Source organism: Mycoplasma enhydrae, from assembly GCF_017116825.1.
Taxonomy (GTDB): Bacteria; Bacillota_I; Bacilli_A; order Mycoplasmatales; family Metamycoplasmataceae; genus Metamycoplasma; species Metamycoplasma enhydrae.
The window spans coordinates 1-14,820 of the sequence record NZ_JAFIRD010000007.1 but is presented as its reverse complement, the minus strand read 5'-3'; the positions used below and the strand labels follow the sequence as shown (position 1 = coordinate 14,820).

Genomic DNA, 14,820 nt, shown 5'->3' with positions numbered 1-14,820 from the left:
CCAAATAATAGAGCTAATTACTGACTTTATAAATTACTATAATAATATTAGAATACAAATTAAACTAAAAAACCTCTCTCCGTGTCATTACATGAGAAAGGTTTAATTGATTTGTCCACTAATAGGGGACATGTTTACCTTCTATAATTGTTTATATTTTTAGTACTAAAATTGTAAAAAAGATTAAAAATGACAGACTGATTTTATTACTTTCGGATATTTTAAGTATAGTCTTACTTGTCCCCAGTTTAATAATTTTCTTTTTTACGCAAAATAAAACCATTTTATCAATAGTTTTAATTGTGATTAGCACTTTATTAGGTTTTGTTCATTCATTTAGATTTGTGTTTTTAAAAAATGTGGTTTATTATATAACTAGCAATAACGAACAAATGAAAACTGTAAATATAGCGACTTCATTTGCGACTTCATTGGGTTTTTTAATATCAACAATACTATCATTCTTTGTATTTAAACACATTGATTTTTATTGATTGGTTGTTATCAATATGGCAACATATTTAATTTCAGGAGTACTATACTTGGCTCTAAAAACTAGTAAAGAGCCTACTAACTTTCAAAAGGATGAAAACAATAATAAAACTATTGTCAAGGGCACTAAATTAAAATCTTGAATTTTTATTCTTTCTGGTTCATTAATGATAGGAATATTTTTATATCCTAGAACAGCAGGATTATCTCATTTCTTTTCAAGTATAAAAGATTTTGAAGTTCAAACATGAGGATTTTACTTATCAATAATATTTACAAGTTTTTCATTATTAGGGGTTATTTTATCTTTTTTAACTAAGAATTTAATCAAAAATAAAGGGGTTTTCTTAGTTTTCATTGTAAGTGCAATCGCGATAATTAATTTTGGTTGATTAATATTTAGCAATAGTAATTCGATTAGCAGATTTAGTAGTTATGCAATTGTAATATCAATTCAACAATTATTGTTTTCTTTATTTTTACCTATTTTTTATACAATGTCTTTTGAGTTATTTGGCAAATCTAAATTTCATAAACAAAATGGAATTTCTTTAGCTTTTAGAATTATCATTTCATCATTATTGATTGTACTATTTACACTTGTAACTAACAAACTAAGTTACAAATACACATTTATAATGTATGCAATTGTAATTTTGATTTCAAGTGCTGGAATTGTTTTTTCAGTATTTGATTGAAAACAAATAAGAATTCGTCGTTTCTATAACAATAAAGTTATTACTAAAGATTATATAGATATAGCAAATCAAGGTCTTTGAAAATCTGAACAAGCTGCAATTGATAAAATAATAAAAGATGATCTAGAATTTAAAAATATTCTTGACATCGGTTGTGGAACAGGAAGAACATCTTATGTTTTGGGACACTTATTTCCTAATGCTCAAATAAATGCTTTGGACATTTCAGAAAAGATGTTAAGTCATACTAAAAATACAAGCAATGTAACTTTTGAATTGGCTAATATTATTGAATATGAAACATCACAAAAATATGATTTAATCTTTTTTAGTTTTAACGGTTTTACTAACATTACAAAAAAGAAACATATTTTAAAATTTTTTAATCAAATTAAAAACTTATTGCGTGGCACTACCAGTAGATTTCTTTTTACAATACATGATATGTTATCTAATGATGAATATAAAGATTTTTGACTTAACAAAATAAAAATTCATGAATGCGATATTTTTTCAAATAAAAAAGTATTAACTAGTAAACAATATGGAATTAAGATAAAAAACAGATTCTATTCACATGAAGATATGATTAAAATATTTCAAGATTTAGGCTTTAAACTAAATTATCATTTCAAAAGAAATGACACCCTAGAAGAAGCTTGAGTAACAAATATTTCTAAACCTTGTGTATTTTATGATATTTCGAAAATAAACTAAATTTTAGCATAAAAAATCAGGCTTTCAGCCTGAATGATAAATTGAAAATTCAAGTGTAACACATTATTGTAAATGTAAATGTGGTAGCTTGAATTTTTTATATTTAAAATAATAAAAGGTCCCTCAAAATATGAACATATCCTCCATTTGTAGTAGCCTACTAATAGCAATCAATGTCAAGAATTGGTAATTCCCTTGATAACCGTCCAATTGAATATTGATTTTCAATTTTAAAAGAAGAATGTTTAAGAAAGCACCAGCTAAATGACCTAAAATTTGATCAAATAAAAGAGTTAATAGATGGCTTTATAAATTACTATAATAATATTAGAATGCAAATTAAACTAAAAAACCTCTCTCCGTGTCATTACACAAGAAAGGTCTAGTTGATTTATCCACTAATAAGGGATATGTTTAATTTATGCTATTTTTTATTTTTATTTTTTTAAAAGAAAATGCTGTTTGAAAATTTTAAATTTTATAATTTGTCTTGCTAATTGAAATTAATATTATGAAAACAATAAATCAATTTCTTTGATATACAAATAAAAATTACTTTTGAATTTACATATCTACACTTCTTACATTTTAACTATATTACTTTTTAAATAAAAAATATGTTATATAATTATTATAAAAGTAACTTATGATAAAAAATAGGAAAATTTTTGAAGCGAAAAAAATTTATAAAAATATTGGAAAACATTCTATTATTAAGAATGCCAATTTTATAGTGTTCGAAAATAGAATTCATGTTTTTATTGGTGAAAATGGAGCCGGTAAATCAACATTAATGAACATTTGTTCAGGTAATGATTTAAATTTTGAAGGCGATTTATTATTTAATGATAAAGATTTTGACAGTATTAATGTGCCAAAATCTTTTTTATTTTTTAATACCAATTTAAAATTCCCTCATTATTTAAATGCGTTTGAGTATGTTAAGGAATATATTTATCTATTTAACGATAAGAAAGTAAACAAAAATTTAATTTTGGATAAATTCAAAGAATATGGTTTAGAAAATAAAATTAATAATAATCCTAATTCATTTTCAAGTGGGGAACAAAAAAAATTAATTTTATTATTTTCTGAATTAGCCTGTCCTACTTTATTGTTTTTAGATGAACCAGATTCTAATCTTGATCCTACAGCTAGAAAGATGCTATATAAGAAATTGAATAATTTTGGTGAATTAGGAATTACTGTTTTTATTTCCACTCATTTAATTGATGAAGTAAAAAAATACACTAAAGATGCAACCTTTATTAAAAGAGGGGAAATTGTTTGAACAGGAGAAATATCTAATAGTCAAGATTTAATAACTTTATATAATAAACATATTATTGGATAACTTGGGAGGGAAAGGAATGAAAATTTTATTAAAAAAACACTTTAACTATTTTATAAAAAATAAATTTTATTTAATAATATTATCCTTGTCTTTTCTTCTTGTGGGGGCGATTATTCCAATTGTTGTTTTACCTAAATTATACGAATCATTTAATTGAATAAATTTTTTTTTAGTTTTTATAATTAATATATTTTATGCAATTATTTTTGTTCAATTGTTTTTTATTAATTCTAAAAAAAATCAGTATGAAAACCTAATGAACTCTACATTTTCTAATAAAAGACTAATCTTTAATTCAAAATTATTATTTATTGCTATTGTTTTTCTAATAATTAATTTCATTTGATCAATATTATTTGTCAGCTTGTATTTTATAAAAATATCAAGCGTTTCTTATTTATTTGGGTTTTTTGTCTCTTTTGTTTTTGCTAACTTTTTCACTTTTTATTTAATTTTCATTATTCTTGTTTTCTTAATTTCTTTTTCGCGTAAAATTTTGGTAAGAAATACAACTTATTTATTAGCAGCTACTTTTATGGTAACATTACCCTTTATTACAAGAACATTTTTATACAAAACACATCAAAATGTAAATAGTAATAATTATTATAAAATTTTAGAATTGCAAAAAGAAAATAATGTTTTAAAAAATAAGTACTATATATCAACTGTTGAAGATAATAATGTTGAATTAAGCAAAAACTTGAATAAAAATTATGTTGATATACTAAATGGTTTCTATTTACTTCCAAACATTTTTGTAAATAGAAATTTAAGCAATTTTGGTTTGGAAGATTATTTAAAATATAATTATAATAAAAAGTACAATAACTTTATTTTTCACTCAAATTGAGAAGAAACTTTATGAAAAAAAGAGAATAATTATTTTATTTATGAATTGGCTGGATTAGAAACAATTAAATTAAATAATATTGAGATTATTAATTTATTTAAAAATGAAATATTTAATAAACTACCAAAAATCAATATAAATAGTATTTTTATAAAATTAAATAAGCCAGTATGAAATATAAAAGAATTTTCAGAAAAAGAAATTAAAGCAATTCAAATTTTCTTAGGTAAAAAAAATAAAAATATTCAATACCTTAGACGAGACTTTGAATTAATAATAAAGAATAATAATCAGCTTAGAAATAATTTAATCAACGAATTTGGCGATGATTTTTATAAAATGGTTAATTTATTATTTTTTGATAGGCCTATATTTATGGAACAAAATATAAAAAATAAAAATTCTTTATTATTTATTCAAAATGCAATTCCTGAAAATAATACTATAAATATGGAAGAAAAAATTACTTATAAAGATGAAGAATTTATTAAAAATCAAATGGTAATCTTTTTAAACAATAATGAAATTTCAATTTTGAATAATGATTTGGAAAGATTTAAAATACAAATAGACAGATTTAATAATGTTTTTTCTAACATTAATAACCAGAATGAATGAATTAATTATGTCTCAGAAAATTCTTATAAATTTAGAAATATTTTAAAACTTTTAGAAGATTTACAGTCTTTAAGTTCGAATGATAATACTATATATAGTTTAAATTTATCACCTAATTCCAATATAACTAAAAACTATAAATATAGTTTAAATTTCAAAACCGAATATATCAATAAAAATGATTTTAGTTTTACTGTAGTTGGTTTCACAGTTTTATTTTCTTTAATAATATATTTAATAAATAAAAGCAAGAGCAAGGAGATATAGTATATGAATAAAAAAACAAAAAAAATATTATTTAACACAATTCCATTTTCTATATTGGCAACAACTTTGATTAGTGTTCCCATAATTCAATTATCTGGACTTTTTAAGGAAGAAGCCGAATCTAAGAAGTATTATTTACAAAATATTTCTTTTAATTCTAAAAGAGAATGAGAATCTGCAATTAGGGCTATGACTAGTGTAAAGGAACTATCAAAAAATCAGATAACTTATTATTCGAGAAATAATAATAAATCTTTTAATGATTTGCATGAATTAAAACAATATTTAGCAAAAAACATAGTTACTCAAGAAGGGACTTTTTACGAAAATCTAGACTATTTTACAGATAAAGACAATTTAAATCAAGATGGTTCCTTATCTGAAAAACAGTTATCAAAAATTAATTTTAGTAATAATGATCATGAAAAATTATTTTTTATGGGTAAAGATGGCTATGCTTATGATAATGAAAATGATGCCAAAGATTCTTATTCAAGCATTAATTCTTTCTTTAAATTTAAAGGTAAATACTATGATTCTAGAGAAAAGATTATTGAGGAAATAACAAATAAAGTTGTTGAAATCGAAGGATTAAAAAAAGAGAATAAAACAGAATCAGAGCAAGAATTTAAAATTAGAAAGTTATTAGACTATTTGAAAATAGAATCGCCTAAAAATGTATTTAGAGCACCTAATGGAAAAATTGTAAGTTTAAAAAATGATTTTTCAAATCTAAATTCTTATGAGAACGAAAAATTAATTAGTTTTATAAAAAATAATCACAAAACCTATGTTAAAAATAAACAAACGAACGAAATCTATACAGAAGAATATTTTGTTGACAATATTCTACAGAAATCTCATGATTATAGCTCACCAATTATCAATATAAAACCTAATACTGGAAAGAAAAAATTTTTAGTGGACATTCATAAAGATGACCCAGCTAATTTGTATGGAGAATATGTTCTTGAAAGTTCTAGCAATGATATTTTAAAATTCACAGAAAAGGATCGATGAATAGAACACAAGAGAATCGATAATAAGCAAATAATAAATCAATCAGTAACTAGAAAAATAGTTAATAATTTTATTTCAAACTTATTAAAGGCTAATAATTCATATGAAATTTATAATTATTTCGATAAAAATCCAAAAGCTGATAAAAATTTTATTTCACAAAATTATGCTGATAGGTTATCTGCTCTTAATTATTTTAAATTTAGAGACGATTCTCAAAAATTGATTTATATGTTAAAAAAGGTGCAAATAAGCGAAAAAGAGAATTTATACCAAAAATTGCAAAATATTTCAAATTTTATGATTGATGGAAAAAATGGTGATTTATTTAGTGGAATTGTTATTTCTTATCTTTCGGGCCTTGCATATTTGGCTAAATATAAAGCTCCTATAAAAACTATAGTATCCTTTAAAAAATATTTTTATAAATTATTTAATGAAATTAATGAATCTATAAAACAGGTATTAGGACCAGAATTTTATGTTAACAATCAGGGGAAAGAAATCAATTTAATTGATATTTATAATATTAAAAATGTGGATTTTGATTTTAATACTAGCTACAATTTTTTTGTTGACACTATTGCTAATAGTAGAAAGGCTATCAATGCAATATCAGTAATAACTTTTGCAATTAATAATGTAAATACAACTAATTCACTAATTTCCTTTAATGATTCAATGTTATTTTGAAAAACAGAGAATCTAAAAGAATTAGAAAAATATAAGAAAATATATGAAGAATACTCCTTAGTATCCAAGAAAGATTCATCATATATATTTAATTCTAAAGACAATAGATACATTGAAAACAAAACAGCTGTAATACATGGCAAATATAAAATAAGTTTATTTAATTTTATTGCTAATAATGCTAATAATTTTAATAAAATAATAAAGAAAACAACAAGAGATTTGATTCAAAAACTCAAAACATTATTAAATGAAAAAAATTATAATAAACAAAATGAAGAGCTTAAAAAGTTTTTTGTAAAACATAAAAAAGAACTAAACTACATTGCAAAACAAAACTTTTCTATGAATTTAGATGAAGAATGAAAACAAGATACTGGAACATGAATTTCTACTAATAGATACTCTTTGGAGTTTTTAAATAATATTTATAAACAATATAAAAAATGGTCTGCAAAAAAAGCATATACCAATAAATTCAGCATCAGAACCAGAGCAATTTATGTAATAAATAAGACAAATACAGTTTTTTCAATAAAAGCAGAACAAAAAGAAGCAAAGAAAATATATGAAAAACCAATCCAAGTTAAAGAATTGGCTTCTATTTTTTCCGAAACATTTAATGTTTTTCAAAATCATGCTTCTCAATATAAGGATTTTTCTATTGATTTTGATATTCAAGGCTTAACTAGTTTTATGGTTAAAAGTATAATGGGTTTCTTGTCTATTTTAGGCCCAATATTTCAGATTTTTGCAGTTTTTGCTGAAATGTTTATAGACATTATTTTTCAAATTATAGGTAAAACAATTCCAAGCGATTATGTTTTTTCTGATACCGGAAGTAGCAATATATATATTTGAGATGGCGGACTTACTCATTCTCGTTTTTGAAATTCACACCAAACAAAAACTAGATCAATTAAGGATTGTAAGCCAATGGAACCAATTGAAATAATGCCCGAATTTGTTAATAGTTCATTATATTTTAATGAAAAAGAATATTCATCTTTAGAAAAAGATAATCTAAAAAAAGATTTAATTGATTTTTCTTTAAATAATATTTACAATAATAATGATGAATACATATTTAAAAGAGTTTATTCTTTTGAAAAAAATGAAAAAGAAAAGCAAATAGATTTTTATCAAGATAGTTTGGAAAAACTAGTAAATGAGTTAATTAAAAACAAAAAAATAGATAAATATTGGTCTTTAGGAGGGTACTTAAGATTTTTAGAAAATGATAATTTAAAATGAATAGGTACTTTCAAAGAATTAAAAAAGGAATATATAAAATTTATTAGAGATGATTTACGACCTATTTTAGTATTGCAAATACCTAAACTAAATGGGGACATTCCTGAAGACCAGACAGCAATTTTAGAAAATAGACAATATGGAAATATACTATATGATTATAAAAAAATTCAAAAAGACTTAAATTCAAATAAAGATTTAGAAAAAAATTATTTAATTTTCGATTGTAATTTGAAAAATTCAAAAGGTGAATTTTATTATTGAAATTCTCTTAATGATTTAGAAAAAAAATTAGAAACATTTAGGTCAAAGTTTAATGTACATTCAAAAGTATCCTCTGAAGAGCAATATTTAAAATTGTATAATTATAAGGATTTAAAAAAATCTTATAAATATAATGTTTATACAATTACAAACAAATTAGGTGAAATGAAGTCATTTATATCTTTCGATGATGCTATTAAATTTTTAAAGAATGATTCATATTTAGGCATTTATAAAGAAACTATCAAAATCAATATAGGCAAAAAATATTTATTTAATGGTAGAGAATTTGATTCTTGAGATGAATTAATTAAATACTGTGAAACTCTAGGAAAAGAAGCAATTAAAAACAAAAAGGAGAGAACAAATGCTTAAAAAATTATTATTGAACGCTTTTTCATTAACTGCTCCAGTAGCAACAGTCTTTTCTCCAACAATAGTTGCTTCTAGAGAAACAAAAAATGAAGAAAAACAATTTAATTTAGAAATAAATGGTCAAAAAAAAATATTTAATTCAAAAAAAGAAGCTTTTAATTATTTAAAAGAAAATGGTCAAGTTAATGCTAAACGTTATATTGGAAAAAAGCAGTTTAAAAACGATGATTCAATTATTAGTATGGATAAATCATATGTAAATTTATATGATTCTTCTAAAATAAAACCAGCTTATAAAAACATTTATAATAATTATGTACCTGATAAACAATCTGCTATTTCAACGTATTTAGATGAAAGTGATATCATTAAAAGATATTTGGACTTATATGGTAATGAGTATAAAAATGAACCCGAAGCGAAAAAAAGCATTTTAGATAATTATGACAGAAATACAATAAATAATTTATTTTATGAATATAAAGATAAGCAAAATGAACTTCATTATTTTAATCCTTTTGTAGAATCAGATCAACAAGATTTTTTAAATTTACTAATAAAAGAGGGTCAATTTAAACAAGGTTATATTTTAAAAAATAATGATGGCGAGGATGTTTTATCATTTAATGCACATAAAAGAAAATTATTAAATTCAGTAATTGACAAAATTATTGAATTACATGAAAATAAACTTTTAGATATAAATAATAAAATTCCTTTATATAAAATTAAAATTTATTTTAAAAAAAATTATCAGTATGAAGGAGAAAATATACCAGATTCTAGATATTGAGTAAATTTTATAAAATATAATACTTTTAGTTCAGAAAAACCATGAATTCAAAATGGAAATTCAATAGAAAAAACAGTTAATTTAAATTGATTAAAAAAATACCTTTTAAATGAAGAACTTTTTACTAATTTTAATAAATTTAATGATTTATTTGATAAAAAAGTGAAATACGAAACTTTTGTAATGAAAACTGAATATTTTGGAGAAAAACTTTCGCTTAAAAATGGAAATAATTTTTTGGACTTTTCTAATTTTTCGTTTGAGTCTTGCAACGATTTTAGATACAATACAATTTTTCCATCATTTTGGTTAAATTGGTACATTCCATCAGGATTTTTTAGAAAAAGAAGTTGAATAAAAACAAATTTTACTTTTAATATATCTATAGAACCTAATGAAAAAAGTTTTAATGATGAAATTTTTACTTTATCTAGAAAAAATTTTGACAAACTCTTTCTTAAGGCAATAAAAGAAGGCGATTTTGAAGACGATATTTTCAAGGGCGTTCTATTAAACATGAGTGATTCTATTTACAGTTTAACTTATAATTATTTGCAATCAAATAAACAAATTAAGGCGCCAAAATCAAACATTGAAATTGATTTTAATGATATTAAATTTACAACAAAAAAAAGAGGGGAAAGCCCAATATCTAGTAATTTTTCAAATTTTGAAAAATCTTTAAATTATATGACAAAATCTGAAGATTTTATTGATATGAGTTTAAAACCAAATCCTTTAGAATCAAATAATATAATTAAACCAGTGCAAGTTGTTTATTATGAAAATAATCCAATTTGATATATAAATAGTGATGATTTAAATGATAAAACAAAATATATAAATATCTCTAATAACTTAATAAATAATATGTATAGAGATAAAAACTACATAATTATAAATTTGAAAGATAATAAAGATTTTTATGAAGAATTTATAAAAATGAATAAAGATAATGATTCTTTAACTCTTGATAATTTTAATAATCTACATTCTACAAAAGAAAAAATTCTGTATGCTTTTAAAACTTGAATAAAATGATCAAAAGATAAAGCAAAAGGAGGACAAAAAGATATTAATTTTGTTTTTAATAAAGATAATAATAACAATGAAACTTTTTTATTAAAAACACTTAAAGAGAACAAATTTTTAAACATTGATATTAAAAATATTCCTTTAAAATTATTTAAGACTTTTGCATCTCACATTGATAATAACTATAATTTGAATCGCCCCTACATTGAAGAAATAGTATTTAACGAATTGGAATATAAAAAATTTAAAGAGAAACTTTTAAAAAATGGAATAGTGCCTAGAATAAAATATAAAATTCAAAAATTAGAAAGCGCACTTAAAGCAAATAATATTGAAATTAATAATAAACTATTAGAGTTCAACGATCCAGAAATACTATTGCAAAATTATAATTTACTTTTGGGAAAACTCATATTACCTTCTAAGGAAAAAATATATTATGTTGATGAGAAAAATAATAGTGTATTATATGATCTTAATTTGTTTGATTTATGAGAAATTAATTTAAGTGGAAATAAATACTACTTTGAAAATTTAACTGATTTAAACAAATATATATATAAATATATTGAAATTCATAAGGAGAATATAAACTAATATGAAAAGAAAAATGATTAAAATTTTAGCTGGTTCTTTAAGTTTAGCTGCTATTGGTTTGCCGCTGATTTCAGCTTCTTGTATAAATACAAAAAAGAAAGAATTAACAGAAGAAGATCTAAAAATTTTAGAATATAAAAAAAGATATATTGATAAAAATAATTTAATATTTGATGATTTTGAAGATTTTACTGTTAATAAAGATTATATTTATGTTAATAGAATTCCTGCTATTGAAGTTTTTCCAGAAGTTTATAAAGATTTTACTGTTTGATATGAAGACTTTATGAAAAAACTTGAAATATTTAAAAAAATGTTAGAAAAATATCTTCCCAAAGAACTAAATACATTAGAAATAACAAATATACCTTTTTCTAAGGAGGTTAAAATTAACTTAAATCCCAGAAATTATAAAGATGGAGAATGATGTTATTCTTTTTGAGATAAAACGTCATACAATTCTTTTTGAAAAGTTAATAATCAATTTGTAAGCTTTTTAGAAAAAATTTCAACAATACCTAATTTAAATATTGATATATCTGTTTCTGGCGTTGATCTTGAAGAATTTAAATTTAAAAAAGATATAGAGTATGGAATGGGATATTTTTCCAAATTTATTTTTACTAGTGATTATTGAAAAAAATCAATTAAATTGAAGGATGCTATTAACTATTGAGAATATCCCCTTCCTTTAAACTATATTGAATTTGATAATTTTTTAAATCTATTTAACTTCAGAAAAAAACCTAAATTACTTAAAAATATGAAAGATGATGGTTATAATGAAAATAGTCATTATATATTGTTAAAAAATGGCAAAGAAGTTGATAATAGTTTCAACGTTTGATACAAAACTTTTAAAAAAGAGTACCATTCTTCACATGTGATTTTACCAGAACAAATTTTTATTTTTGAAAAAAATAATATTGAATTGAAGAGTTTATTTAAGACAAATAAATTTGACAATAAAGATTTGTTTTATCAAAATGATATTGAAATAAAAACCTTTTTGCACAATAATTTATATTCTCATTTCAAATTTCAAACAGGAAAAAATTCACAAATTGAAGAAATAAAAAATCCTTGAAAAAAATAGTAAAAATTTGCTTACTATTTGCCAAATTGAAAATTCAAGCACAATATTGTAAATATAAATGTGGGTAGCTTGAATTTTTTATATTTAAAATAAAAAAAGGTCCCTCAAAATATGAACATATTTTCCATTTGTGGTAGTCCACTAATAGGGGATATGTTTACGCTCATTAAATCCTAAAATACTTTTTTTATTTTTATTATATATATATAAAAATCTAATCTATCCATAATAAATTCCTTTTTATTTTTTTAAATCTCTAATATTTACTATATAAAACCCGTCACTTGTTTTTCTGGTGTTACCTACACCAACTAAAATCATTAAAAAAGATGGTTTTATACTATTTTCAACTTCAATATTATTCTTAACTTTATTTAAAGATTCCTTTGCTTGTTCAATGTTTTTTTCACTATCTGAAAGTTTAATTTCTACAAGTCCTCATTTACCATCTCTTAAAGAAATAGCAGCATCAATTTCTAATCCATTAGAATCTTTATATTTAAAAACTTCACCTTTTATACTTTGAGCATATACCCTTAAATCTCTAATACATAAGTTTTCAAATAAAAAGCCTAAAGTATTAAGGTTTTGTAGCAATAATTCTTCATTTAAATTAAGAGCTGCAACAGCTATAGAAGGATCAACAAAATATTTTGTTGGGCTTGTTCTTATAATGCTTTTAGATTTTATTTTAATTGAAGTTCATGATTCTAATTCTTCAATGATAAATAAATTTTTTAAATAAGACAAATAGTCAAAAACAGTTGATTCTGATATTTTTATACTATTATTTTCTGAAACATCGTTAATTAAAACGTTTTTTGATGATTGAGAACCTATATTTCTGGAATAAGATTTCATTATTGCACTCACATAATTAGTATTCAAATTTTTTGAAACAAAATAATTAATGTCATACTTTATTAAATTATTATAATATTCATAAACATAATCAATTTTTTCTTTTGAGTTCATATCTAATGTTGCAGGTCATCCTCCTTCACAAACATCAGAAATAACATTTTTTATATTTACATCATTCTTATAATAAAATAGTTCTTTATTTTCATTATAAAATAGTGATTCTAAAGAAATTCGTCCAGAAGATTTTTTTTGCTCTCATAAACTCATTGTACGAAGAACAAATCTATTAATTCTACCAATACCTGAATGCATAATTTTGTCAATATTTTTTGGAGTAGAAGAACCTGTTAATATAAAAGCACCTTTATATTTATTTTTATCAATTTCATTTCTTAAATAATCTCATAATTGAGGAACATCTTGTCATTCATCAAATAAAATTGGTTTATATCTATTAAATATTTGACTTTTATCTAATACTAGTAATTCTTCAACATTGTTTTTTTCATTATGATCACTTAGAAAATACTTTGTTTTTGATAAAAAGGAAGCGGTTTCAGTTTTTCCGACACCTTTAGCTCCAGTTATAAGAATTCCTCCACTTATTTTTAAAAGGTCTTTTAATATTTTTTCTGACACACGTTTTCTATAAGTCATTATTATTCCTTTTCTTTTATATAAATTTTGGATATTTATTTTAAAATTATACAATAAGATATGATTTGTGACAAAAATAATACATGATTTGTGACAAAAATAATACATGATTTGTAAATTTTATAATAAATCTTAGAATTTTATTTTAATTATTAATACAAAAAACATAAAAACTTTTGCTAATTGATATTTAACATATCCCTCATTAGTGGACTACCACAAATGGAAGATATGTTTAAAAGAAAAAACGAAATGTCAGAATAAAAGTAGAATAAGCAGATAGATTATGATAGTTGTCACGCTATTCGGAATGCAGCATCAAATTTTGCAGGTTTATTTACAAATACTCTTTAATAATGTATAATAAAAGAGTAAATGTAGGAGGTGATACATGATGAATATTCTAGCTGGATATTTAAAAGAAAAGGGGTTTATTACAAATAAAGAAGCTGAAAAGCTCGGCATTAAGAGATATAAGCTTACTGAACTTGTTTATAAAGGGGAACTCGAGCGAGTAAAAAATGGAGTATACAAGAAAAAAGATGATATAGATGATGAACTCGCACTAATATCATATAATAATGAAAAAGTTGTATTTTCATTTCACACTGCCTTGTTTTTGTTAGAACTTAGTGATAGAGTTCCAAATTCTTTTCATATTAGTGTACCTCAAGGCTATAACGTTGGTCATATAAAAAAACGAATGAATAATATTAAGGTGCATTATATAAAAAAAGAAAACTTTGATATTGGTATTATAACTGTAAAGACAGCTTTTGGAAATAAAGTAAAATGCTATGATATGGAAAGAAGTATTTGTGATATAGTTTCCAAAAGGAATGCCATAGACAAACAAATATTTGTAGATGCGGTTACTAAATACTTTAACAGCAAGGAAAAAAATATAAGAAATCTTATTAAATATAGCCGGATATTAGGCGTGGAAGATGAAATAAGAAAATATATTGAGGTATTATAAAATGATTAGACCAGAGAGCTTGAAGGGAAAAATAAAAAACATCTCAAAAACTAAAAGTAAACATGTTCCCTATTAGTGGACAAATCAATTAAACCTTTCTCATGTAATGACACGGAGAGAGGTTTTTTAGTTTAATTTGTATTCTAATATTATTATAGTAATTTATAAAGTCAGTAATTAGCTCTATTATTTGG

At 22.4% G+C, this 14,820-nt stretch carries 11 protein-coding genes; 9 read left to right on the top strand and 2 right to left on the bottom strand.

Translation table 4 applies throughout. The features are described 5' to 3' along the window. Positions 1 to 4 precede the first annotated feature (4 nt). The 8 genes from JXZ91_RS03765 (at position 5) to JXZ91_RS02720 (ending at position 12,126) form a co-directional block, all read left to right on the top strand. Positions 5 to 106 (top strand): IS3 family transposase, encoded by a 102-nt coding sequence (locus tag JXZ91_RS03765; protein WP_205851488.1) that lies wholly within the window; start codon positions 5 to 7, stop codon positions 104 to 106. Between the two features lie 286 nt (positions 107 to 392). Beyond that, a complete protein-coding gene (locus JXZ91_RS03740; RefSeq protein ID WP_205851487.1) occupies positions 393 to 1,907 on the top strand; it encodes a methyltransferase domain-containing protein in 1,515 nt (504 codons plus the stop codon). Between the two features lie 173 nt (positions 1,908 to 2,080). Next, the gene (locus JXZ91_RS02745; RefSeq protein WP_205851486.1) at positions 2,081 to 2,293 is read left to right on the top strand and encodes an IS3 family transposase; all 213 of its coding nucleotides are present in this window, start codon (positions 2,081 to 2,083) and stop codon (positions 2,291 to 2,293) included. Between the two features lie 260 nt (positions 2,294 to 2,553). Continuing rightward, positions 2,554 to 3,261, top strand: a complete 708-nt coding sequence (locus tag JXZ91_RS02740) for an ATP-binding cassette domain-containing protein (RefSeq protein WP_205851485.1) — start codon at positions 2,554 to 2,556, stop codon at positions 3,259 to 3,261. 496 nt (positions 3,262 to 3,757) lie between these two features. Then, positions 3,758 to 4,999 carry a ligand-binding sensor domain-containing protein gene (locus JXZ91_RS02735; RefSeq protein ID WP_205851484.1) on the top strand — a complete coding sequence of 414 codons (1,242 nt, stop codon included), beginning with the start codon at positions 3,758 to 3,760 and terminating at the stop codon, positions 4,997 to 4,999. A gap of 3 nt (positions 5,000 to 5,002) precedes the next feature. Continuing rightward, positions 5,003 to 8,605, top strand: coding sequence for a hypothetical protein (locus JXZ91_RS02730; protein ID WP_205851483.1), 3,603 nt, complete (start codon positions 5,003 to 5,005; stop codon positions 8,603 to 8,605). Beyond that, entirely contained in the window at positions 8,598 to 11,030 is a 2,433-nt protein-coding gene (locus JXZ91_RS02725; protein ID WP_205851482.1) for a hypothetical protein, read from the top strand. Before JXZ91_RS02730 ends, JXZ91_RS02725 begins: the two co-directional genes overlap by 8 nt. A 1-nt stretch (position 11,031) precedes the next feature. Then, a complete protein-coding gene (locus JXZ91_RS02720; protein ID WP_205851481.1) occupies positions 11,032 to 12,126 on the top strand; it encodes a hypothetical protein in 1,095 nt (364 codons plus the stop codon). 240 nt (positions 12,127 to 12,366) lie between these two features. Here JXZ91_RS02720 and JXZ91_RS02715 read toward each other — a convergent pair whose 3' ends face one another. Next, complete coding sequence (locus JXZ91_RS02715) at positions 12,367 to 13,647, bottom strand: ATP-binding protein (RefSeq protein WP_205851480.1); 1,281 nt, start codon at positions 13,645 to 13,647, stop codon at positions 12,367 to 12,369. Between the two features lie 394 nt (positions 13,648 to 14,041). Here JXZ91_RS02715 and JXZ91_RS02710 point away from each other — a divergent pair, with 394 nt between their 5' ends. Further along, positions 14,042 to 14,626 (top strand): type IV toxin-antitoxin system AbiEi family antitoxin domain-containing protein, encoded by a 585-nt coding sequence (locus JXZ91_RS02710; RefSeq protein ID WP_205851479.1) that lies wholly within the window; start codon positions 14,042 to 14,044, stop codon positions 14,624 to 14,626. Between the two features lie 88 nt (positions 14,627 to 14,714). On the opposite strand, the gene JXZ91_RS03760 is transcribed toward JXZ91_RS02710, so the two are convergent. Next, positions 14,715 to 14,804, bottom strand: coding sequence for an IS3 family transposase (locus JXZ91_RS03760; protein WP_373422513.1), 90 nt, complete (start codon positions 14,802 to 14,804; stop codon positions 14,715 to 14,717). Positions 14,805 to 14,820 lie beyond the last annotated feature (16 nt).